Here is a 21,721-nt window from a genome sequence, read left to right on the forward strand (position 1 = left end):
GAAAAATAATGAAGAAGCTTCAGTTAATAATAATTTTATTATTAATTACCTTCACTTCGAATGCACAGGTTCGACTTCCCAAATTGATTGGCGACGGTATGGTTTTGCAGCGCAATACGCCGCTTAAAATATGGGGCTGGGCTTCGAAAGGCGAAAAAGTCAAAATAAAATTTGTCGATACGGTATTTACAACTACTACCTCAAATAAAGGTGAATGGCAGATTATCATTCCACCGAAGAGTGCAGGCGGACCCTATAAAATGGAAATCACAGCTTCAAATAAAATCATTATTGATAACATCTTAATCGGTGATGTATGGGTCTGTTCTGGACAGTCGAATATGGAATTGCCGATGAGCAGAGTTGAACCGCTTTATAAAGATGTAATTGCAAATTCAAACAACAAATTTATTCGTCAATTTTATGTGCCGCGCAATTATTGCTTTACAGAAAGAAAGGAAGATTTCTCAGATGGTAAATGGATCTCTACAAATCCCCGTACCGTTTTGAATTTTACCGCTGTCGGTTATTTCTTTGCAAGGTACTTGTATGAAAAATACAATGTACCAATTGGACTGATAAATGCGAGTCTGGGAGGATCGCCTGCCGAAGCATGGATGAGCGAAGAGGCTTTGAAAGAATTTCCCCAACATTATGAAGAACTACAAAAATTCAAAGATTCCAGCCTAATTGAAAAAATCAGAATAAACGATAGCATTAGAATTAATAATTGGTATACGACGCTAAGAAGGAATGATGCAGGGTATAGTAACCCCAATATGCCCTGGTATTCGGTTGATATGAATATATCTGACTGGGATTCGATTTTGATCCCAGGCTACTGGACAGGCACTCCCCTTGAAGGGAAAAACGGAGTTGTTTGGTTTAGAAAAGAAATCGAATTACCGGATACGTTTGATAAAAGTTCAGCTCTTCTTTTATTAGGCAGAATAGTCGATGCTGATTCAGTTTTTATTAACGGTAAATTTGTTGGCACAGTCAGTTATCAATATCCTCCGAGACGCTACCAGATTCCCGAAGGAATTCTTAAAACAGGGAAAAATCTAATTACTGTTAGAGTAATCAGCAATATCGGTTCAGGAGGGTTTGTTCCCGATAAGCCATACGAGCTTGTATTAAGCGATACAACAATTGACTTGAAAGGTTATTGGAAATACAAAGTTGGGGCAGTAATGCCACCTCTTGAAAGTCAGACTTTCATTATGTGGAAGCCAGGTGGTCTTTTCAATGCAATGTTAGCTCCTCTACTAAATTATAGAATTAAAGGAGTTATATGGTATCAGGGAGAATCGAATGCTGAGAGACCATTCGAATACAGGCGGCTTTTCCCCGCTCTAATACGGGACTGGCGAAACAACTGGAACATCGGGAGTTTTCCTTTTTTATTTGTTCAACTTGCAAATTTTATGGAACACGATTCAGTGCCATCAAACAGTAATTGGGCTTTACTGCGCGAAGCTCAAGCAAAAGCTCTCGAACTTCCAAATACTGGAATGGCTGTAACTATTGACATCGGTGAATGGAACGATATTCATCCACTCAATAAAAAAGATGTTGGCAAAAGATTGGCATTAGCAGCAATGAAAATTGCATACGGCGAGGACATAACATATTCCGGCCCGATCTATAAATCGATGGAAATCGACAGCAATAAAATAATCATTAGCTTTTCGCATACGGGCAGTGGACTCGTTTGTAAGGGAGATGAATTAAAACATTTTGCTATTGCTGGCACCGATAAAAAATTCGTATGGGCAAAAGCGGCAATCAAAGGTGATAAGGTAATTGTATGGAGTGATGAGATAAAAAATCCTGTTGCAGTTCGTTATGCCTGGGCTGATAATCCCGAAGGAGCAAACCTTTACAATAGTGAAGGTCTTCCTGCCTGCCCCTTTAGAACAGATGAATGGTAGTTAAACTTTGAAATTCTATTCGAAAGATTAATTGTGGGTAGTCAAAAGAATCAGTAAAAAAGAAAGGCTGCCACGAAATGGCAGCCTTTTAATCATCAATAATTTTTTAACTCATGCGATAGTTTTGTGATTGCTTCTTTTGCGTCGCCGAAATACATCAATGTATTAGGATAGAAAAAGAGTTCATTTTCGATTCCAGCATAACCTACATTCAGCGAGCGTTTATTAATTACAACTGTTTTGGCATAATCGACATTGAGAATTGGCATACCGTAAATTGGACTGTTTTTATCGTGGCGTGCAGCTGGATTTACGACGTCATTGGCTCCAATTATAAGTGCAATATCGGTATTTGGGAAATCGTCGTTAATTTCTTCCATTGCAAGCATTTTGTCGTATGGAATATTTGCTTCTGCAAGCAGTACATTCATGTGTCCGGGCATTCTACCTGCAACTGGATGAATTGCAAATCTTACTTTTTTACCTTTCGATTCAAGTAAATTATACAGGTCTCTTACAGCATGTTGAGCTTGTGCCACTGCCATTCCATAGCCTGGTACAATTATGATCGATTCGGCAGCGTCGAAAATCATAGCAAGTTCTTCAGCATCGACTGATTTAACCTGACCTTTAGGCGATACGCTTGTAGTAGCTGTTCCAGTGGCACCAGCAGATTCCCAACCGCCAAGTACAACATTCATCAAAGATCGGTTCATCCCCTTGCACATTATGTTTGTTAGAATAATTCCTGAAGCTCCTACCAGAGCGCCTGCAATAATCAGTTCGTTGTTTTGCAATACGAAACCAGTGGCAGAGGCTGCTAATCCTGAATATGAATTCAACAATGAAATTGCAACTGGCATATCAGCGCCTCCAATTGGTAGCACAAGCAGTACACCGAGCAATAGTGACACAAAACCAATTCCAAGTACAAGCCATTCCAGTTCAGGTACCATTACAAAATAAACTCCACCTAAAATAACCAGCAACAAAAGGAGGGCATTTAAAGGATGCTGCAGCGGGTATCTAACTACTTTTCCTGTTACTATGCCCTGAAGTTTGCCAAAAGCAATTAACGATCCAGTAAACGTAACGCCACCAATTAAGATACTGAGTACAAGTGTAATATTTGTTTGAATATTGTGAGTATACATTTCAAAATTGACCACCTTATAGTATTCCGAAAATGCAACAAGCATAGAAGCACCGCCTCCGAAACCATTCAACAATCCAACCATTTGTGGCATTCCTGTCATTGGCACTTTGATTGCCATAACAGAACCGATAAATGCGCCGATTACAAATCCGATGATTATCCACTCATATGTCAGAACGTGCTGATCGAGTAGAGTAACTACTATTGCAATAAACATACCCAGCGCCGAAAGAAAGTTCCCTTTCCTTGCAGTCTTGGGTGAACTCAGATATTTAATTCCCCAAATGAATAGTACTGACGATATTAAATAAGCAATCTCTATAATGATTCTCATTTTTCAGCTCACTTTTTTTTGAACATTTTTAACATTCTGTCGGTTACCAGAAAGCCCCCAACAACATTGATGGTTGCAAATATCATTGCCACCAAACCCAGTATTGTGCTGACTGTAAATTCTTCAAGTCCAGCACTTAAAATTGCGCCGACTATCGTAATTCCTGAAATTGCATTTGAACCGGACATCAACGGCGTATGAAGCGTAGGTGGCACTTTTGTTATCAACTCGAAACCGACAAATATTGCTAATACAAAAACATATATCAGCATTATTAATCCTAAACTTTCCATTATATTAACCTCTTATTTAATTATTGAATTAATGCTTTGGTTCTTTCGTGCACAATCTGTCCATCTTTAACTATAGTTGCTCCCCCAATTATTTCATCCTCCAGATTATGATTAAACTGACCATCTTTGCTTGTATATTCGATTAGATTAAGCAGATTCTTGGCATACATTTCACTGGCATGATATGGCACCAGACTTGGTAAATTCGATTCTCCTATAATTGTGACGTCATACTTAACAACTGTTTTCCCCTTTTCGCTTATTTCGCAATTGCCTCCGAATTCAACTGCCATATCGAGGACTACGGAACCCGGTCGCATCTTTTTTATCATTTCTTCTGTGACTAAGATTGGCGCTTTTTTACCAGGGATAAGTGCAGTTGTAATTACGATATCCGCTTCAGTTATATGTTTGAATATCAGTTCCTTTTGCTTTCTGAGAAATTCTTCCGATTGTTCTTTTGCGTATCCACCTGAATCCTGCATCGACTCGTCGGTAGGTACTTCAATAAATTTGCCGCCAAGGCTCTGAACTTCTTCCTTAACCTGAGGTCTGACGTCGGAAACTTCGACAACAGCGCCGAGACGTTTTGCAGTACCGAGAGCCGAAAGTCCCGCAACACCCGCTCCCATTATCACAACTTTTGCAGGTGATATAGTACCTGCGGCGGTCATCATCATTGGAAATATTTTATGCAAGTAATTAGCCGCAAGTATAACACTTTTATAACCCGCAATATTTGCCTGCGAACTGAGTGCATCCATTCGCTGCGCAAGTGTCGTTCTTGGAATTGCATCCATTGAGATTACGTTAATTCCAAGTTCTGCAGCTTTTTTTGCGACTTCGGGAAAATGAAGCGAATAAAAGAACGAAATTAAAAGAGTCCCCTTCTTCATTAATTCAAGCTCGTGTTTTCCCTTTTCGGGATGTTCAATCGGACGTTGGACTTTCAATACTATTTCTGCCTGAGAATAGAGTGAATCAATGTTGTTGACTATCTCGGCGCCGGATTCTTTGTACTTTTCGTCCGGAAAGCCAGCTTTCATCCCTGCGCCTGTCTCGACTATTACTTTGTATCCTTTTTTAATGAGTCGGGAGGCTACATCGGGAACTATCGCCACTCTGTTCTCGCCCGCCATTATCTCTTTTGGAACAGCAATAACCACTTTATATCTCCTGTTTATTTTTATTAGCATTTCTAATTTAATAATTACTCAATAGAAGACAAACCAAAATCAAAGCTTGAGCAAAATTTAATAAGATAGAAGAATTTGATATCCTCTTTCTTGACAATCATACATTCAAGTATTATTTTGCTCACAAACTTTTTGAAGACTAATGCTTACTGAATTCGGAAAAATTCTAATATTCATAATATTTGCTGCAATCTTTGTAATAGTTACACTGTTTGTAGCAAAAATTGTTAGGCCAAATCGACCAACTTTTGAAAAACTAAAAATCTACGAATGCGGTGAAAACCCGGAAGGCTCGCCTTGGGTCAAATTTAACATCCGCTTTTACGTTGTTGCTCTTATCTTTCTAATTTTTGACGTCGAAGTGGTTTTGCTTTTTCCATGGGCGCTGGCTTATAAGGAAATGGGATTTTACGGTTATTTAATTGGAATAATATTTTTATTATTACTTGTTTTAGGAATGGCTTACGAATGGCAAAAAGGCGACCTCGAATGGGCTCGTCCCAAACCCAAACCGCCTAAACTCAACGAAATCCTGAAAAACAAGACTAATTAATCATGGGAATATTAGATAAAGAATTTTCTGACGGCAATATTGTTATTACAAAAGTAGAAGATTTATTCAATTGGGCACGTCTCTCTTCCATATGGCAATTAGGATTTGGTCTGGCGTGTTGTGCAATTGAAATGATGGCAACTTCGGCATCACACTACGATTTTGATAGATTCGGTGTAATTCCCAGAAATACTCCTCGCCAGGCTGACGCAATTATTATATCAGGTACAGTAACACTCAAAATGGCTACACGAATCAAGCGCCTTTATGAACAAATGCCCGAACCAAAATATATCATTTCAATGGGAAGCTGCGCAAATTGTGGCGGACCATACTGGGACCATGGTTATCACGTTTTGAAAGGAGTCGACCGCGTTATTCCAGTAGACGTATATGTGCCAGGTTGTCCTCCACGGCCGGAAGCTTTGTTGGAAGGACTTCTCAAACTACAAGAAAAAATCAGACACGAATCATTAACTAAAAAGAAAGCATGAAAACCCCCGAAGAAATATTTTACATACTAAAGAATAATTTCAATGACGATATCATCGGTATCGAAAAAGATAAACCAACAGAACCGATTATTTCAGTTAATCCTTCTTCGATAAATAAAGTTTGTCTTTTTCTTAGAGACAATGAGGAATTGAAATTCGATAGTTTGATGAATCTCTCCGGAGTAGACGACGCCAACGGTGAAAAGGTTAAAGATAACGACGGCAGCGAAATTATTAAAGGTGGAACTCTAAGTGTTTATTACCATCTTTATTCAATTGAATACAAACATAAAGTCACTCTTAAAATTTCAACACCACGGGAGGATCCCCGGGTCGAATCAGTTGAATCCGTCTGGAAAAGTGCAAATTGGCATGAACGGGAAGCTTACGATATGTTTGGGATAATCTTCAATAATCATCCTGATCTACGAAGAATTCTTATGCCGTATGACTGGGATGCAGGTTATCCTCTCAGAAAAGACTATAAAAATCCTGAATTTTATCAAGGAATGAAAGTTCCTTATTAACAATAAACTTACTTATTATGGCACTGAAAACTGAAACTATGATATTAAATATGGGTCCACAGCACCCTTCTACACATGGTGTGCTTCGACTCGAACTTGAACTCGAAGGCGAATTAATCGTTGACGTTAAACCACACATTGGTTACCTGCATCGATGTTTCGAAAAACACGCCGAAGCAATGACATATCCCCAGGTTATTCCTTATACCGACCGTATGGATTATCTCGCATCGATGTACAATAATTTCGGATATGTTCTCGCAGTCGAAAAATTACTCGGAATCGAAGTTCCTGAACGTGTCGAATATATTCGTGTTATAATGGGCGAGCTCCAGAGAATTGCTTCGCACCTGGTTGCAATTGGAACTTATGGACTCGACATTGGCGCATTTACACCGTTCCTTTATTGCTTCCGTGACCGTGAAAAAATTCTCAACCTTTTTGAAATTACATGCGGCGCACGTCTCCTCTATAATTATATGTGGGTCGGAGGACTTTCCCACGATATTCATCCCGATTTCGTACGACTTACAAAAGACTTTATAAAAGAATTCAGACCTACAATCAAAGAACTCAACGATTTACTCTCTTACAATAAAATTTTCATCGAAAGGACAGCAAACATTGGCGTTTTACCTCTCGACACGGCAATTAATTACGGCGTAACGGGTCCAAGTTTAAGAGGAAGTGGACTTGCCTTCGATTTACGAAAAGAAGAACCATATTCAATTTACGACCGCTTCGATTTCGAGATTCCTGTCGGTAAGGGTCTTATGGGAACAGTTGGTGACTGCTGGGATAGATACTATGTTCGCGTACTTGAAATGGAACAGAGTCTCCGGATAATCGAACAGGCAATCGACAAAATTCCAGATGGTGATGTTCATTCTGCGATTCCACGTAGAATTAAACCTCCAGTTGGCACTGTTTATCAAAGAGTTGAAAATCCGAGAGGCGAACTCGGTTACTTTATAATTAGCGACGGTTCCACAAATCCGTTCAGAGTTAAAGTTAGGGCACCTTCATTCGTCAATCTTGAAGTGCTCGGCGAACTTTGCAAAGGTCATCTGGTAGCAGATGTAGTTGCAATTTTAGGTAGTATCGATATAGTATTAGGCGAGGTGGACAGATAATGTACCAGGCACTTTACAATTTAACAGGCAATACGATTATCTCGACATTAATTGTTGCATTAGTACCCTTAACGATCATTTTACTCTATGCGTTATTTGCCATCTGGCTTGAACGAAAAGTATCGGCTCATATGCAGGACAGGCTTGGACCAATGCGCACAGGCTGGCATGGCTGGCTTCAAACTATTGCCGATATGATTAAGATGATTCAAAAAGAAGATACAATTGCAGCAGATGCCGACAAAAAATTATTTAACATAGCACCCGTACTTGTATTTTCCGGTTCGTTCGCCGCTTTTGCAGCTATCCCATTTTCGAGCGCTATTATTGGAAGTGAAATTGAAGTTGGACTTTTTTACATAATTGCAATTTCTTCGTTAGTGGTTGCCGGAATCTTAATGGCAGGCTGGTCTTCAAACAATAAATATTCACTGCTGGGTGCTATGCGTTCAGCAGCTCAGATTGTTAGTTATGAAATCCCAACGGCTTTAGTTGTTCTGACTATGGTAATGTATACTGGCACACTAAGCCTCGATAAAATAAGTCAACAACAGACGGCATATTTCTGGAATTGGAATCTTTTCGGCGGGCCAGAATTCGAAATCTCAAAATTCATATTAATTCCCTTCATGTTTGCAGGTTTTATAATAATATTCATCAGTACACTTGCCGAAGTGAATCGTACCCCATTTGACATTCCAGAAGCAGAGTCAGAGCTCGTTGCAGGTTATTTTACTGAATATTCGGGTATGAAGTGGGGTATGTTTATGTTAGCAGAATACGCAAATATGTTTGCCGTATCAGCTGTAGTATCAATTTTATTTCTGGGAGGATATCAATCGCCGTTCGGATATCTTGGCAATACGATCGGAATTGAATGGCTTGTTCCGATCGAACAATTGTTCTGGTTCATTTCGAAGACTTTATTCTTCGTTTTTGTACAGATGTGGTTAAGATGGACGCTGCCACGTTTACGAGTTGATCAACTAATGACTGTATGCTGGAAATATCTTATACCGTATGCAGTAGCTAACTTAATCATTGTTGGAATAATCACATTACTATAAACAAAGCGATCAAGTAATGAAAGAATATTTGAAAAATACATGGCAGGCTCTTTATACCGTGATAGTGGGTATGAAAATTACATTAAAACATCTTTTCACGCCTGCTGTTACAATACAGTATCCCGATGTAAAAGTTGCACTCCCCGAACGTGTTAGGAACAGACTCTATGTAAATATCGACGATTGTATCGGCTGCGACCAGTGTTCAAGAGCTTGTCCTGTAAGTTGTATTACAATTGAAACTGTAAAAGCCCTGCCTGGTGAAGATTTAGGAACTACATCCAACGGTAAGAAAAAAGCATTATGGGTTACAAAGTTTGATATCGACTTTGCAAAATGCTGCTATTGTCAACTGTGTGTATTCCCCTGTCCCACAGAATGTATTTACATGACCGACGTTTATGAATTTTCCGAATACGATAGACGCAATCTTGTTTATCATTTTTCAAATTTAACTGAAGAAGAAGCCGCCGAGAAAAAGGCAAATTTTGAAAAATTTCAGGCAGAAAAAGAAGCAGAAAAAGCTGCCACTGTTAAACAAAAAGAAGATAAAAATCTGAATTGATATGAATTATTTTGACATTATTTTTTATCTATTTGCAATTATTACCGTTGTTTCGGCTTTTATCGTCGTCACAACGCGGAATATTGTCTACTCGGCTTACAGCCTTTTGTTGACTTTATTCGGTATTTCGGGAATTTATGTATTGCTCGGAGCTGACTTCCTGGCTGTAGTACAAATTATGGTTTACGTTGGTGGAATTTTAATTTTGTTGCTTTTCGGCGTCATGCTTACCAATAAAATTACAAGTGTTGATATTCGAACCGGTACTATTCACCTTCTCCCTGCTGCCATTGGTAGCGGTATTCTGCTCGGGATATTATGGGCTGTTATGACGTGGACAGACTGGAAAACATACGACACTCAAATTCCGTCAACAACAATTTTCGGACTTGGCAAAATACTGATTACAAATTACGTTCTTATTTTCGAGCTGCTGGCTTTGCTTCTTCTTATTGCGCTTATTGGTGCAGCTTCAATTGCACGTAGAGAAGAAACCGAAGAGAATAACTAATTCTGGATAATTATATGCATGTAGGTTTAACACATTTTCTAATAGTTAGCGCAATCTTATTCACACTCGGAATTTACGGTATCGTTACGCGTAAAAACGCAGTAATGGTTCTCATGGGTATTGAACTGATTCTTAATGCTGCAAACATTAATTTCGTGGCATTTTCTCGGTACGGAAATTTTGGATTGAGTGGACAGGTAATTGCTCTTTTTATCATAATATTGGCTGCTGCCGAAGCAGCTATTGCCCTGGCAATTGTGCTTAATATTTATAAAACATTTTCTAATGTAAACGTAGACGAAATCGACAAATTAAAAGAATGATTATGACAGAATCTTTATTAGTAAACCTATCGGTGGTCGTACTCTTTTTACCGTTACTCGGTTTTGCAACTCTTATCTTTTTCGGTAAAAAGATTCCAAAACTATATCTTTTCGAAGTTGGAATTCTTTTCGTAGCCCTGATTCTATCGATCTTTATAATGTATGGTAAGTTAGCTTACTTTATAGATTCGGACATTATTTCTAAATTTAGATGGATCTCCTTCAGCGCCGCTCCCCTTTCGGGTTACGTAAATATTGAACTTGGAATCAAGCTGGACAATATTGCTGTAATAATGCTCGTCGTGGTAAACATTATCAGCTCGCTTGTTCATCTCTATTCAATTGAGTACATGCATGGTGATAAAAGATACACTCGATATTTTGCATACCTTGGCATCTTTACCTTCTCGATGCTCGGCATTGTATTGACAGACAATATTTTGATGATGTATATCTTCTGGGAACTGGTTGGTCTTTCGTCTTATTTGTTAATCGGATTCTGGTTCGAAAAGAAATCGGCTGCAGATGCTTCTAAAAAAGCATTCATTGTCAATCGCGTCGGCGATATTGGAATGTTCGTCGGAATATTGATACTCTTCTATAATTACAATACTTTCTCATTTGATTCGATATTTGAAAAAATTTCCGCCGGTATACTACCCTTTGGCAGCGAAGCCTGGCTAACTGCCGCAGGAATACTCGTATTTATGGGTGCTGTGGGGAAATCGGCACAATTCCCGCTGCATGTGTGGCTTCCTGATGCAATGGAGGGTCCAACGCCTGTCAGTGCTTTAATTCATGCGGCAACTATGGTTGCGGCAGGTGTTTATCTCGTCGCACGAATTTTTGTAATGTTAACTGCAGATGCGATGCTTGTCATTGCTGTTATCGGAGCAATTACCTCTTTTATTGCAGCAACTATTGCAATTACTCAAAATGACATTAAAAAAGTTCTGGCTTATTCCACTATTTCACAACTCGGTTATATGATAATGTCTCTCGGCGTCGGAGCATATGCATTTGCATTTTTCCATCTTGTTACACATGCGTTTTTCAAAGCCTGTTTGTTCCTTGGTTCAGGTTCTGTAATTCATGCAATGCACCACGAGCAGGATATTCGTTATATGGGCGGACTCAGAAAGAAAATGCCCATAACTTATATAACATTTCTCATTTCAACATTGGCTATTTCCGGCATACCGTTGACTTCTGGATTCTTAAGCAAAGATGGAATTCTTGCAGGTACACTTGTATTCGGCAAATTGACCGGTCACTGGTTAATACCATTATTTGGATTTACGGTTGCAGCACTAACTGCATTCTATATGTTCCGACTGGTAATTCTCACATTTCACGGTGAACCGAGAGACCAGCATAAATACGACCATGCACACGAATCACCTTTCGTAATGGCTGCACCACTGGCTATACTGGCAACACTATCGATCTTTATTTTTTATACTCCAAATCCAATAGCACCCGACGCCGGATGGTTCTTAGGAAATTGGGTAAAGACCCCTGAGCAAGTAACACCGCATACTACACGTTTTGATTTTATGATTCCTTCGGAAAACAATACTCACACACATTCTGAAATTATAAACTCCGAATTATATACTGAAACAATGCACTGGGCACATTACCCGGCAATGTTTATGTCCCTGTTACTTGGCGGATTGGGAATACTTATCGCATTTGTTTTCTATCAATGGCGCAAAGTGGATGTAGATAAATTAACAGAAAAGATAAAACCACTCTATCAATTTTCGCTCAACAAGTGGTATATTGACGAACTCTATAAAGCTACTTTTATCGGTCAAACTTTGAATTTTAGTAAAGCACTCGCATGGTTTGACAACAATGTTATTGATGGAATCGTTAACGGATCTGCATATATTACTCGTTTCGTTTCAAAATTAAGCGGCCTTTTCGACACTTATGTTATTGATGGTCTGGTCAATTTTTCCGCTTTCTTCAGCGGTTTCCTCGGTTTGACATTTAAGAAATTGCAAACAGGTAAAGTCCAGACTTACGTTGTTCTGGTTGTATTTTCAGTTATAATACTAATGTTTTTCTTTAAACCGTTTTAGATTACTGATTTATTAAAAATTAAAAAAACAGGTTATTAGATATGGTGGGATTTCCGATACTTTCATTTATTACTTTTCTCCCGATTGTCGGGATGATTATAATACTCTTTTTGCCGAAGGAAAAACAAAATTCGATACGGTATACAACTTTGGCAATAACCGCTCTGCAGGTAGTGCTGGCAATCATTCTTTTGAGCAATTATAATTATTCGGCAGCGGGAGTATTCGAAGAGAAATCTTTCCAATTCATAGAAAAATTCAGGTGGATTGAAATTACAGGTATTTCCTGGCTCGGAACTGTTAAGGTCGATTACTTCCTCGGTATTGACGGCATAAGTATGCCAATGGTACTTTTGACAGCAATAATTACTTTCATCGCAACAATTTCTTCCTGGAACATCGAAAAATCAGTCAAAGGATATTTTGCACTTTTCTTATTGCTCGACACTGGCATGATGGGCGTTTTTGTAGCTCTCGATTTCTTCCTGTTCTATATTTTCTGGGAATTAATGTTATTGCCGATGTATTTCTTGATTGGTATCTGGGGTGGTCCAAGAAAAGAATACGCAGCCATCAAGTTCTTTATCTACACTTTGTTTGGAAGCGTCTTTATGCTTCTGGTGATGATTGGACTCTACTTTAGTGCTACGGAAACACTGGTAGACGGTTCGAAAGTATTTACATTTAATTTACTGGCATTAATGAATCAGAGCAACTTTACTCCAGACGGTATCCTTTCACCTTTCAATCCTCATAATTTGAGATTCATAGCTTACCTGGCATTGTTTGTCGGTTTTGCAATCAAAATACCGATGTTCCCTTTCCACACGTGGTTACCCGATGCTCACGTAGAAGCTCCAACACCGATCTCAGTGATTCTTGCAGGTGTGCTATTAAAAATGGGAACATACGGAATTTTAAGAATAAGCTATCCCATATTCCCCGAAATTACAAGAAATTTAATCTGGTATATTGCACTTTTCGGAATGATAAATATAATTTATGGAGCGCTCGTTGCTCTGGCTCAAAAAGATTTCAAAAAATTAATTGCTTATTCTTCCATTTCACACATGGGTTATGTATTGCTTGGAATGGCTTCACTAAATTCAACTGGCATCAACGGAGCAATATTGCAAATGTTCAATCACGGAACAATTACAGCTATGCTCTTCTTGATAGTTGGAGTTGTATACGATAGAGCGCACACTCGCGGTATTTACGATTTTGGCGGTCTGGCAACACAAATGCCAGTTTACTCGGGATTTGTTACTGTAGCATTTTTTGCAGCTATTGGCTTGCCTGGTTTAAGCGGATTTATTTCTGAAGCCCTTGTATTCGTAGGTGCTTTCAGTGTCAATTTCATACGAGTACTTACAATTATTTCAACACTCGGAATTTTGCTCGGCGCAGGCTATATGCTCTGGACTTTACAGCGTATTTTCCTGGGACCTTTGAATGAAAAATGGTCATCATTGCCTGACCTGGATAAACGTGAGTATTTTATGTTCGTGCCTTTATCAATGATTATAATTTTCCTTGGCGTTTATCCTTCTGCCATGCTCGATATTATGAACGCCTCAGTAAATACTCTGGTTAATTTTATTCATTCTAACGTTTCGACCACATTAAGCGGGTTTTAAACATTGATGGAAATGACAAATTTATATCAATCGTTAAATTTAATTTTACCTGAACTGGTTCTCTCAGTTGTTTTAGTAATCCTTGTTACAGCTGACTTGATTTATCACAATAACAAAGCTCCTGTTAAATTCATTGCCATATCAGGAATTGTAGTTTCATTTTTCTTTTTATTATTCAATTTCGATACTTCAGGATTTGCTTTCACATTCAGCAATACTATACGCAATTTTGGTTTAGTTACAATCGATAGTTTTGGCCATTTTTTCAAACTGATCGTACTCACTTCATCTTTCTTAGTTGTTATATTTTCATTTTCGTCAATTGAATTGAAAGAAGCCGAAAATAGAATCGGAGAATATTATGCATTGATTTACGGAATGATTATCGGAATGTTCTTTATGATTTCTGCTTCCGATTTAATATTGATTTATTTATCGATGGAAATGTTGTCATTATCGTCTTATGTTCTCGCAGGATTTTTAAAAATTAGAGAAAGAAACAGCGAGGCTTCGCTTAAATATTTGATATACGGCGCAGTATCTTCAGGTTTAATGCTTTTTGGTATATCCATCCTCTATGGAATGACAGGAAGTACCAATCTTTACGTTATTAATTCTCTTATTCAGGGACCAAATATAAATCTCTTAACACTTTCATTTGCAATAATCCTGATTTTTGCAGGCATCGGATATAAAATATCTTCGGCTCCTTTCCACTTCTGGACACCCGACGTTTACGAAGGAGCGCCTGTTACAATAACTGCATTTCTCTCCGTAGCAAGTAAAGCAGCAGGATTTGCTTTATTGATACGGTTTATCAAAACTACATTCGTTTCTTTTACCGATGCCAGCGGCTCCTGGAATTTGATTAATGTTTTTGAATGGCAATCCGTGCTTATCGTTATTTCGATTTTAACAATGACACTGGGCAATTTTTCAGCTCTCTGGCAGGATAATATGAAAAGAATGCTGGCTTATTCAAGTATTGCGCATGCCGGTTATATGATGTTAGGCATACTCGTACTTTCAAATCAAGGTTTGCTTGCTGTGTTAATTTACTTTGCATTCTACCTGCTAATGAACCTCGGTGCATTTCTCGTAGTTATGCTAATTGCTAATAAAATTGGTACAGAAGATATTAATTCGTATAACGGATTGGGTTATACTTCTCCGTTTTTGAGTGTTTCGCTTGCAATCTTCTTAGTATCGTTAACTGGTATTCCCCCGACGGCTGGATTTATCGGTAAACTATATCTCTTTATTGCACTGGTCGATTCAAAGATGATTGCCGTTGCTGTTATAGCATTGCTAAACACTGTAGTTTCGCTTTATTATTATATCCGTGTATTAAAGCATATGTACCTGGTAAAACCCCCAATTGATACACCAGTTATTAAACCAAATATAATCGAAACCATTGTAGTGCTTGCACTTGCTGCACCCGTAATATTATTCGGAATTTACTTCCAGCCCGTAGTCGATTTTGCAAAAAACTGTCTTGTAATTCTTGGAATGTGACACACAACGATATGTTTATTCTTTAGCTGATATTATTCTGCTTATAAATAATCGATAATTTTATAAAACAATTATCAGTCTATTTTTTATAGGAAGCCCTACATTTAGTTCTAGTAAAGTTTAATACTGCTTTTCTCTTTTTTTATCTTCAATATTACCTGTAACATAAACTGTTATTATTTTACTAATACCAATCGATGGGTAAAAGTGTCTTTTTATTGTATTAATCTAAGCCTGTTAAGTTTTTCGACGACATCAGGGAAGCTATCATATCAATAAATTGCTTGTATTACGATCCATTATATGTTTTATATATTTTTGGTGGGTCAATCTAAATTCTTTCAAAATAATCATAAAATTTGTATGCTATTACTATTTTTCTTTGAATTCATTTTGCTTTTCTGCTATTCATCTATTCATCGAAAAAAATAAAGCTGATTTTTATATTATAACAAAACAAAAAAGGCAGCATCTCATCAAGAGAAGCTGCCTTTGTATTTTTACTGTCTGTCAAAGATTTTAGAGGATATGGAAGACAACTGTAAGTCCCGACATAACAATGGCGACCATACTCATTAATTTAATAAGAATGTTAAGGCTGGGACCGGAAGTATCTTTAAATGGATCGCCGACGGTATCGCCGATAACGGCTGCTTTATGAGCACTTGACCCTTTCCCACCAAGATGACCTTCTTCAATATATTTCTTTGCATTGTCCCATGCACCGCCTGAATTTGCCATAAAGATTGCTAATACGAATCCAGCACCTAAACCACCGACCAGTAATCCCATTACACCAGGCACTCCAAATATAATTCCAGTTACAATTGGTGCAAGGATGGCGAGCATAGAAGGTAATACCATTTCGTGTTGAGCACCCTTTGTTGAAATAGCCACGCAACTTGCATAATCGGGTTCAGCTTTTCCTTCGAGAATTCCTTTAATTTCTCTGAATTGACGACGTACTTCGTCGACCATTTTACCAGCTGCTCTTCCAACGGCGTTCATCGTAAGACCGCAGAACATGAAAGCCATCATTGAACCGATGAAAACACCAATAAGAACATTTGGATTCATCAGGTTGATATTATAGTAATTCATGAAATCCATAATAGAAGCTTTTTGCGTTTCAATTGTCGTACCGCCTATTTGTATTAAAGTTTGGCCAGCTCTAATTAAACCAATTTTCACTTCTTCAACGTAAGAAGCCAATAAAGCAAGAGCTGTTAGAGCTGCCGAACCAATAGCAAACCCTTTGCCGGTAGCAGCAGTTGTATTTCCAAGAGCATCAAGAGCGTCGGTTCTTTTACGTACTTCTGGACCAAGTCCACTCATTTCTGCATTACCGCCAGCATTATCGGCAATCGGTCCATAAGCGTCGGTTGCCAGTGTAATACCAAGGGTTGAAAGCATACCTACCGCAGCAATACCGATACCATAAAGTCCCATGTTTATATTTGTGACATCGAATCCCGTTGCAAATAAAAATGCAAGAATAATTCCAATAGCCACTGCCAGCACAGGAATTGCAGTCGACAACATACCTACACCTAACCCAGAAATTATAACTGTAGCAGGGCCTGTTTGGGAAGAGTGTGCAATCTTTTGTGTTGGCTTATATGAATGCGAAGTATAGTACTCAGTTGCCTTACCAATAACAATACCTGTAACAAGTCCTGTTACAATTGCCCCCCAAATCCCCAGAGCATTGTCCAGACCAAGCAAATTAACAATTACAAGAGAAAATACAACAATGAGTACAGAACTGAAATTTATACCACGTGATAATGACTTCAATAGATCTTTTTGTGTTGCATCTTCTTTTGTTCTAACGACAAAGATACCTACGATGGATAAAATAATACCGACAGCAGCTACGAGCATTGGTGCTAAAACAGCTTTCATCTGGAGTTCAGGAGCATCAACGAATGCAGCTGCTCCAAGAGCCGCGGTTGCAAGTATAGAACCGCAATACGATTCATAAAGGTCGGCACCCATTCCAGCTACATCTCCTACATTGTCGCCGACATTATCTGCTATCGTAGCAGGATTACGCGGATCGTCTTCAGGGATACCGGCTTCAACTTTTCCTACGAGATCTGCTCCAACGTCAGCAGCTTTTGTAAAAATACCACCTCCTACTCTCGCAAAGAGAGCTTGAGTTGAAGCGCCCATTCCGAATGTTAACATAGTAGTTGTTACTACTACTAAATTGTGAGCATCGGTAGCAGCAGGGTAAGCTGTATTAAGAATCAGGAACCAGATGGATATGTCAAGCAATCCAAGACCAACAACAACAAGTCCCATTACAGCACCACTGCGAAAAGCTACACGGAGACCTTTATTTAAAGATTCCTTCGCTGCATTTGCCGTACGTGCGGATGCATATGTCGCAGTTTTCATTCCGAAAAATCCAGATAATCCGGAGAAGAAACCGCCCGTGATAAATGCAAATGGAACCCATGGATTCTGAACATTGAAACCATAGGCAAGAATTAAAAAGATAACCATGATTACAATGAAAAAGAGACCGACAACTTTATATTGTTGTCTTAGATAAGCCATAGCTCCCTTACGTACGTATGAAGCTATGCTTTTCATTTTGTCAGTGCCTTCGCTTTCTTTCATCATTTGTGAAAAGAAAAACCAGGCAAATCCGAGAGCTAGAATTGAGGATACAGGAACAAGCCAAAATATACTACTTACCATAATAACTCCAACGATTGTTTTTAGATAAAGTTAATTCTTGATTCTCCCCCATCTTTCTATGAACCTAATTATATATTTTGGTGTTTATCATATTTTGAAAAAAATATATTACACAAAATTATAAAAAAATTAGGATAAATTTAACTTCTTTTTTAATTCATATCATTTTTTTAGTTTGCGACTCAATATTAATTAAATTATTTAGGAGATAAAATGAATTATCTGGATGAATTGAAAAACTCAAAAATTATTTTTCTCAACTTTATGAAAGGTAAATACCCTATTGAAGAAAAATCGAATCTATTCTTACGCGACCTACAATATGCAATAAAAGCATATTTTGAATCGAAGGATATAAAATTATCATACACAGAACTGGAAAAATTAGCTTACGAATTTTCTGATTATTTAGTTACTGAAAATATTTTAAAGAAAATTTCTCACAATACGTGGTTTTTGAATTTTTTACCTTCAGATAACGTTTCAAATAATGCAGCATAAAATTAGAAAGGAACAAAAAATGACTACTGATATAAATATTAAATCAGAGATAGATATAACAGAAAAAGCAATCAATGAAGTAAACAGAATTAAAAAAGAAAATAATATCCCGGAAAATTTTGGATTACGTGTTGGAGTTAAAGGCGGTGGATGTTCGGGATTAACTTACCAACTTGGATTCGATGCCGAACCCAAAGAAGGAGATACAGTAATTGAAAAAGGAGGCTTGAAATTATATGTAGATGGAAAGAGTCTCTTTTATCTAAGCGGTACAGTACTGGACTTCAGCGATGGACTCAATGGGAGAGGTTTTGTATTTAATAATCCGAATGCAAAAAAAACATGCGGTTGCGGAGAATCATTTGGAGTTTAAGATGGAACGTCGAAATTTTTTGAAGAAAGCAGGACTTTTTTCGCTTTCTCCTATCATAATTCAATCAGAAGCTTTTATAAATAAATTTAACTCAATAAATAAGAGGAGTAAAACAAAAATGAGCAAATTCGAATTACCTGAATTACCCTATGCATTTAACGCTCTTGAACCATACATAGATGCACTCACAATGGAGATTCATCATGGTAAACACCATGGGGCTTATGTGAATAATCTAAACAAAGCCGTTGAAGGAACCGAATACGAAGGGAAAACTCTTGAAGAATTATTTAAGAATGCATCTCAAATCCCTGCTGCTATCCGTAATAACGGAGGTGGACATTATAATCATACACTCTTCTGGCAAATAATGGGTCCAAATAAAGGCGGCGAACCAACTGGAGCTCTGGCCGATGCTATCAACGGAACTTTCGGCTCGTTCGATAAATTCAAAGAGATCTTTAATAATGCAGCAGCAACCCGTTTCGGTTCTGGTTGGGCATGGCTTGTTCTGAGCAACGGAAAATTAGTTGTAACATCGACTCCAAACCAGGATAACCCACTTATGGATGTTTCCGATGTTCAGGGCTTTCCTATTATGGGACTGGATGTATGGGAACATGCATATTATTTAAAATATCAGAACCGCAGACCCGAATATATTACAAATTGGTGGAATGTAGTTAATTGGGAAGAAATTGCCAAACGATTTGATTCAGCTAATAAATAAAGTTATTCTAAAAGGTCATCTCTTTATTGAGATGACCTTTTTTATAAACTTCCTGTAAATTTGAGTCTATTAATGGCACGAGCCAGAGCAGCTTCAGCTCGTTTTATATCAATATCATTTGAATGACTTCTTAATCTTTCTTTTGCCCTTTGATATGCTCCTTTAGCTCTTTCAATATCAATTTCATCTTTCGATTCAAAACTATCGGCAAGAATTAAAACACGATTTTCGAGAACTTCGACTGTGCCGCCGCCTGTTGTAAATTCAGAAGTTAATTCACCTTGTTTAATTTTTATGCGTCCAACTTCGAATGTACTGAGAAGCGGAGCATGGTTAAAAAGAATTTGAAAGCTGCCTAATGTACCGGGTACTGTTACTGCATTGACCATCCCTTTGAAGGCTACTTTCGAAGGTGTTATTATTTCGAGCTCAAAGTTTTTCATTTCTGTAATCTTTTAGCTTTTTCAACGGCTTCTTCAATTGTTCCTACATAAAGGAATGCCTGTTCTGGTAGATCGTCGTATTTACCTTCCAGTATTTCCTTGAAGCTTCGAATAGTATCCTCCAGTTTAACATATTTGCCTGGAGTACCGGTAAATTGTTCTGCCACATGGAAAGGCTGACTGAGAAATCTTTGAATTCTCCTTGCGCGTCTTACAATTGTTTTATCTTCTTCGGATAATTCATCCATTCCAAGGATATTAATAATATCCTGCAAATCTTTGTATGACTGTAATATTTCTTTTACCTGTTGAGCAACACTGTAGTGCTCCCAGCCAACAATATCAGGTTGAAGTATTCTCGAAGTTGAATCGAGTGGGTCTACAGCAGGATAGATACCGAGTTCAGCAATTTGACGACTTAGTACAGTAGTTGCATCGAGGTGAGAGAATGCTGTGGCTGGTGCAGGGTCTGTCAGGTCGTCTGCAGGGACATAGATTGCCTGGACAGAAGTAATTGATCCTTTTGACGTAGAAGTAATGCGCTCTTGCAGTTCACCCATTTCCGTTGCAAGATTGGGTTGATATCCTACAGCAGAAGGCATACGCCCTAACAGAGCAGAAACCTCGGAACCAGCTTGAGTAAATCGGAAAATATTGTCGATAAAGAGAAGAACGTCTCTGCCTTCCTCATCACGGAAATATTCTGCGATTGTCAGCCCCGTTAATCCAACTCTTAATCGAGCTCCTGGTGGCTCGTTCATCTGACCAAATATAAGGGCAGTTTTAGATAAAACGCCTGATTCTTTCATTTCAAGCCACAAATCGTTGCCTTCACGTGTTCTTTCTCCAACACCTGCAAAAACAGAATAACCGCCATGTTGCTTTGCAATATTATGTATTAATTCTTGAATAATAACTGTTTTTCCTACTCCCGCTCCGCCGAATAATCCTGTCTTGCCACCTTTAGTATAAGGTTCTAATAAGTCAATGACCTTGATGCCTGTTTCAAACATTTCCTGCTTTGTAGATAGATTTTCAAATTTTGGTGCGTGGCGGTGAATCGGGTATCTTTTATCAGATTTAATTTCACCAAGTCCATCAATTCCTTCGCCAATAACGTTGATTAATCTACCCAGAGTCTCTGGTCCAACGGGGACAGAAATCGGGTTGCCGGTATCGTAAGCTTTCATTCCCCTTACAAGACCGTCAGTTGTATCCATTGCAACTGTTCTAACGCGACTTTCTCCTAAATGCTGCTGAACTTCAACAATAAGTTCTTCTTCCTGACCTTCCAGATTGGTACGGGGTATTTTAATTGCGTTATAAATTTCTGGTAAATGTCCGTCCTCAAAATCGATGTCGACGACAGGACCGATAACCTGAACGATAATTCCTTCTTTCAAAGCCATTTTATTTTCTACCTATTTTGAAAAATTTTGATGTTAAAATTAGTAAGAATCCATCTAAATTCCAAAAAAGAATGATATTGAAGAGAGTATTACTAATTTAATTTCTGTAAAGAAAAACTATGATTATTACTCTTATTAACAAAAACAAAGTAAGTATTACTCTTAAATTTATTGAATTAATCTCTTTAATGAGTTGAATTGAATTTGTAAGTCGTTATGTTG

Annotated in this window: 21 protein-coding genes; 15 read left to right on the plus strand and 6 right to left on the minus strand. The window is 38.1% G+C overall.

Features of this window, described 5'->3' with window-relative positions; genetic code table 11:
• The first annotated feature begins 8 nt into the window (after window positions 1–8).
• Entirely contained in the window at window positions 9–1,934 is a 1,926-nt protein-coding gene (locus tag ACUN8G_RS04940) for a sialate O-acetylesterase (RefSeq protein ID WP_437346019.1), read from the plus strand.
• A 95-nt stretch (window positions 1,935–2,029) separates the two neighbouring features.
• On the opposite strand, the gene ACUN8G_RS04945 is transcribed toward ACUN8G_RS04940, so the two are convergent.
• Genes ACUN8G_RS04945 through ACUN8G_RS04955 form a run of 3 tightly spaced genes read right to left on the minus strand, consistent with a single transcriptional unit; the run spans window position 2,030 to window position 4,883 of the window.
• Window positions 2,030–3,424, minus strand: a complete 1,395-nt coding sequence (locus tag ACUN8G_RS04945) for an NAD(P)(+) transhydrogenase (Re/Si-specific) subunit beta (protein ID WP_437346020.1) — start codon at window positions 3,422–3,424, stop codon at window positions 2,030–2,032.
• Between the two features lie 8 nt (window positions 3,425–3,432).
• Complete coding sequence (locus ACUN8G_RS04950) at window positions 3,433–3,717, minus strand: NAD(P) transhydrogenase subunit alpha part 2 (RefSeq protein ID WP_437346021.1); 285 nt, start codon at window positions 3,715–3,717, stop codon at window positions 3,433–3,435.
• A gap of 20 nt (window positions 3,718–3,737) precedes the next feature.
• Window positions 3,738–4,883, minus strand: a complete 1,146-nt coding sequence (locus ACUN8G_RS04955; protein ID WP_437346148.1) for a Re/Si-specific NAD(P)(+) transhydrogenase subunit alpha — start codon at window positions 4,881–4,883, stop codon at window positions 3,738–3,740.
• Between the two features lie 172 nt (window positions 4,884–5,055).
• On the opposite strand from ACUN8G_RS04955, the gene ACUN8G_RS04960 reads away from it, so the two are divergent.
• From ACUN8G_RS04960 to ACUN8G_RS05010, 11 genes are read left to right on the plus strand one after another with little or no spacing between them, the layout of a single operon-like run.
• On the plus strand, window positions 5,056–5,466 hold the full coding sequence (locus ACUN8G_RS04960; protein ID WP_437346022.1) for an NADH-quinone oxidoreductase subunit A: 411 nt from the start codon (window positions 5,056–5,058) through the stop codon (window positions 5,464–5,466).
• A 2-nt stretch (window positions 5,467–5,468) separates the two neighbouring features.
• A complete protein-coding gene (locus ACUN8G_RS04965) occupies window positions 5,469–5,960 on the plus strand; it encodes an NADH-quinone oxidoreductase subunit B (protein ID WP_437346023.1) in 492 nt (163 codons plus the stop codon).
• Window positions 5,957–6,487 carry an NADH-quinone oxidoreductase subunit C gene (locus ACUN8G_RS04970; protein ID WP_437346024.1) on the plus strand — a complete coding sequence of 177 codons (531 nt, stop codon included), beginning with the start codon at window positions 5,957–5,959 and terminating at the stop codon, window positions 6,485–6,487. The genes ACUN8G_RS04965 and ACUN8G_RS04970 overlap by 4 nt, the downstream gene beginning before the upstream one ends.
• Window positions 6,488–6,504: 17 nt before the next feature.
• Window positions 6,505–7,620: an NADH-quinone oxidoreductase subunit D gene (locus ACUN8G_RS04975; RefSeq protein ID WP_437346025.1), complete on the plus strand. Its 1,116-nt coding sequence runs from the start codon at window positions 6,505–6,507 to the stop codon at window positions 7,618–7,620.
• Window positions 7,620–8,687 (plus strand): NADH-quinone oxidoreductase subunit NuoH, encoded by a 1,068-nt coding sequence (nuoH, locus tag ACUN8G_RS04980; RefSeq protein WP_437346026.1) that lies wholly within the window; start codon window positions 7,620–7,622, stop codon window positions 8,685–8,687. Before ACUN8G_RS04975 ends, nuoH begins: the two co-directional genes overlap by 1 nt.
• A gap of 16 nt (window positions 8,688–8,703) precedes the next feature.
• A complete protein-coding gene (locus ACUN8G_RS04985; RefSeq protein WP_437346027.1) occupies window positions 8,704–9,252 on the plus strand; it encodes a NuoI/complex I 23 kDa subunit family protein in 549 nt (182 codons plus the stop codon).
• A 1-nt stretch (window position 9,253) separates the two neighbouring features.
• Window positions 9,254–9,763, plus strand: a complete 510-nt coding sequence (locus tag ACUN8G_RS04990; RefSeq protein WP_437346028.1) for an NADH-quinone oxidoreductase subunit J family protein — start codon at window positions 9,254–9,256, stop codon at window positions 9,761–9,763.
• Window positions 9,764–9,777: 14 nt separating this feature from the next.
• A complete protein-coding gene (gene nuoK, locus ACUN8G_RS04995; RefSeq protein WP_437346029.1) occupies window positions 9,778–10,086 on the plus strand; it encodes an NADH-quinone oxidoreductase subunit NuoK in 309 nt (102 codons plus the stop codon).
• Entirely contained in the window at window positions 10,083–12,176 is a 2,094-nt protein-coding gene (nuoL, locus tag ACUN8G_RS05000; protein ID WP_437346030.1) for an NADH-quinone oxidoreductase subunit L, read from the plus strand. The genes nuoK and nuoL overlap by 4 nt, the downstream gene beginning before the upstream one ends.
• Window positions 12,177–12,217: 41 nt before the next feature.
• A complete protein-coding gene (locus tag ACUN8G_RS05005; protein WP_437346031.1) occupies window positions 12,218–13,816 on the plus strand; it encodes a complex I subunit 4 family protein in 1,599 nt (532 codons plus the stop codon).
• 6 nt (window positions 13,817–13,822) lie between these two features.
• Entirely contained in the window at window positions 13,823–15,334 is a 1,512-nt protein-coding gene (locus ACUN8G_RS05010) for an NADH-quinone oxidoreductase subunit N (protein WP_445480910.1), read from the plus strand.
• Window positions 15,335–15,853: 519 nt separating this feature from the next.
• On the opposite strand, the gene ACUN8G_RS05015 is transcribed toward ACUN8G_RS05010, so the two are convergent.
• Complete coding sequence (locus tag ACUN8G_RS05015; RefSeq protein ID WP_437346033.1) at window positions 15,854–18,043, minus strand: sodium-translocating pyrophosphatase; 2,190 nt, start codon at window positions 18,041–18,043, stop codon at window positions 15,854–15,856.
• 213 nt (window positions 18,044–18,256) lie between these two features.
• Here ACUN8G_RS05015 and ACUN8G_RS05020 point away from each other — a divergent pair, with 213 nt between their 5' ends.
• From ACUN8G_RS05020 to ACUN8G_RS05030, 3 genes are all read left to right on the plus strand, one after another.
• Window positions 18,257–18,544, plus strand: a complete 288-nt coding sequence (locus ACUN8G_RS05020; RefSeq protein WP_437346034.1) for a hypothetical protein — start codon at window positions 18,257–18,259, stop codon at window positions 18,542–18,544.
• Between the two features lie 19 nt (window positions 18,545–18,563).
• The gene (locus ACUN8G_RS05025) at window positions 18,564–18,917 is read left to right on the plus strand and encodes a HesB/IscA family protein (RefSeq protein ID WP_437346035.1); all 354 of its coding nucleotides are present in this window, start codon (window positions 18,564–18,566) and stop codon (window positions 18,915–18,917) included.
• A 118-nt stretch (window positions 18,918–19,035) separates the two neighbouring features.
• Window positions 19,036–19,647 carry a superoxide dismutase gene (locus tag ACUN8G_RS05030; protein ID WP_437346036.1) on the plus strand — a complete coding sequence of 204 codons (612 nt, stop codon included), beginning with the start codon at window positions 19,036–19,038 and terminating at the stop codon, window positions 19,645–19,647.
• Window positions 19,648–19,688: 41 nt separating this feature from the next.
• Here ACUN8G_RS05030 and ACUN8G_RS05035 read toward each other — a convergent pair whose 3' ends face one another.
• Both ACUN8G_RS05035 and atpD read right to left on the minus strand, forming a co-directional pair.
• Entirely contained in the window at window positions 19,689–20,090 is a 402-nt protein-coding gene (locus ACUN8G_RS05035; protein WP_437346037.1) for a F0F1 ATP synthase subunit epsilon, read from the minus strand.
• The gene (atpD, locus tag ACUN8G_RS05040; protein WP_437346038.1) at window positions 20,087–21,499 is read right to left on the minus strand and encodes a F0F1 ATP synthase subunit beta; all 1,413 of its coding nucleotides are present in this window, start codon (window positions 21,497–21,499) and stop codon (window positions 20,087–20,089) included. Before atpD ends, ACUN8G_RS05035 begins: the two co-directional genes overlap by 4 nt.
• Window positions 21,500–21,721 lie beyond the last annotated feature (222 nt).

The organism is Melioribacter sulfuriphilus (genome assembly GCF_052656625.1).

What these genes read in the sequence shown, in the direction of transcription:
- ACUN8G_RS04940 (WP_437346019.1), top strand. Translation starts at nt 9, where the DNA reads ATGAAGAAGCTTCAGTTAATAATAATTTTATTATTAATTACCTTCACT.
- ACUN8G_RS04945 (WP_437346020.1), bottom strand. Translation starts at nt 3,424, where the DNA reads ATGAGAATCATTATAGAGATTGCTTATTTAATATCGTCAGTACTATTC.
- ACUN8G_RS04950 (WP_437346021.1), bottom strand. Translation starts at nt 3,717, where the DNA reads ATGGAAAGTTTAGGATTAATAATGCTGATATATGTTTTTGTATTAGCA.
- ACUN8G_RS04960 (WP_437346022.1), top strand. Translation starts at nt 5,056, where the DNA reads ATGCTTACTGAATTCGGAAAAATTCTAATATTCATAATATTTGCTGCA.
- ACUN8G_RS04965 (WP_437346023.1), top strand. Translation starts at nt 5,469, where the DNA reads ATGGGAATATTAGATAAAGAATTTTCTGACGGCAATATTGTTATTACA.
- ACUN8G_RS04970 (WP_437346024.1), top strand. Translation starts at nt 5,957, where the DNA reads ATGAAAACCCCCGAAGAAATATTTTACATACTAAAGAATAATTTCAAT.
- ACUN8G_RS04975 (WP_437346025.1), top strand. Translation starts at nt 6,505, where the DNA reads ATGGCACTGAAAACTGAAACTATGATATTAAATATGGGTCCACAGCAC.
- nuoH (WP_437346026.1), top strand. Translation starts at nt 7,620, where the DNA reads ATGTACCAGGCACTTTACAATTTAACAGGCAATACGATTATCTCGACA.
- ACUN8G_RS04985 (WP_437346027.1), top strand. Translation starts at nt 8,704, where the DNA reads ATGAAAGAATATTTGAAAAATACATGGCAGGCTCTTTATACCGTGATA.
- ACUN8G_RS04990 (WP_437346028.1), top strand. Translation starts at nt 9,254, where the DNA reads ATGAATTATTTTGACATTATTTTTTATCTATTTGCAATTATTACCGTT.
- nuoK (WP_437346029.1), top strand. Translation starts at nt 9,778, where the DNA reads ATGCATGTAGGTTTAACACATTTTCTAATAGTTAGCGCAATCTTATTC.
- nuoL (WP_437346030.1), top strand. Translation starts at nt 10,083, where the DNA reads ATGATTATGACAGAATCTTTATTAGTAAACCTATCGGTGGTCGTACTC.
- ACUN8G_RS05005 (WP_437346031.1), top strand. Translation starts at nt 12,218, where the DNA reads ATGGTGGGATTTCCGATACTTTCATTTATTACTTTTCTCCCGATTGTC.
- ACUN8G_RS05010 (WP_445480910.1), top strand. Translation starts at nt 13,823, where the DNA reads ATGGAAATGACAAATTTATATCAATCGTTAAATTTAATTTTACCTGAA.
- ACUN8G_RS05015 (WP_437346033.1), bottom strand. Translation starts at nt 18,043, where the DNA reads ATGGTAAGTAGTATATTTTGGCTTGTTCCTGTATCCTCAATTCTAGCT.
- ACUN8G_RS05020 (WP_437346034.1), top strand. Translation starts at nt 18,257, where the DNA reads ATGAATTATCTGGATGAATTGAAAAACTCAAAAATTATTTTTCTCAAC.
- ACUN8G_RS05025 (WP_437346035.1), top strand. Translation starts at nt 18,564, where the DNA reads ATGACTACTGATATAAATATTAAATCAGAGATAGATATAACAGAAAAA.
- ACUN8G_RS05030 (WP_437346036.1), top strand. Translation starts at nt 19,036, where the DNA reads ATGAGCAAATTCGAATTACCTGAATTACCCTATGCATTTAACGCTCTT.
- ACUN8G_RS05035 (WP_437346037.1), bottom strand. Translation starts at nt 20,090, where the DNA reads ATGAAAAACTTTGAGCTCGAAATAATAACACCTTCGAAAGTAGCCTTC.
- atpD (WP_437346038.1), bottom strand. Translation starts at nt 21,499, where the DNA reads ATGGCTTTGAAAGAAGGAATTATCGTTCAGGTTATCGGTCCTGTCGTC.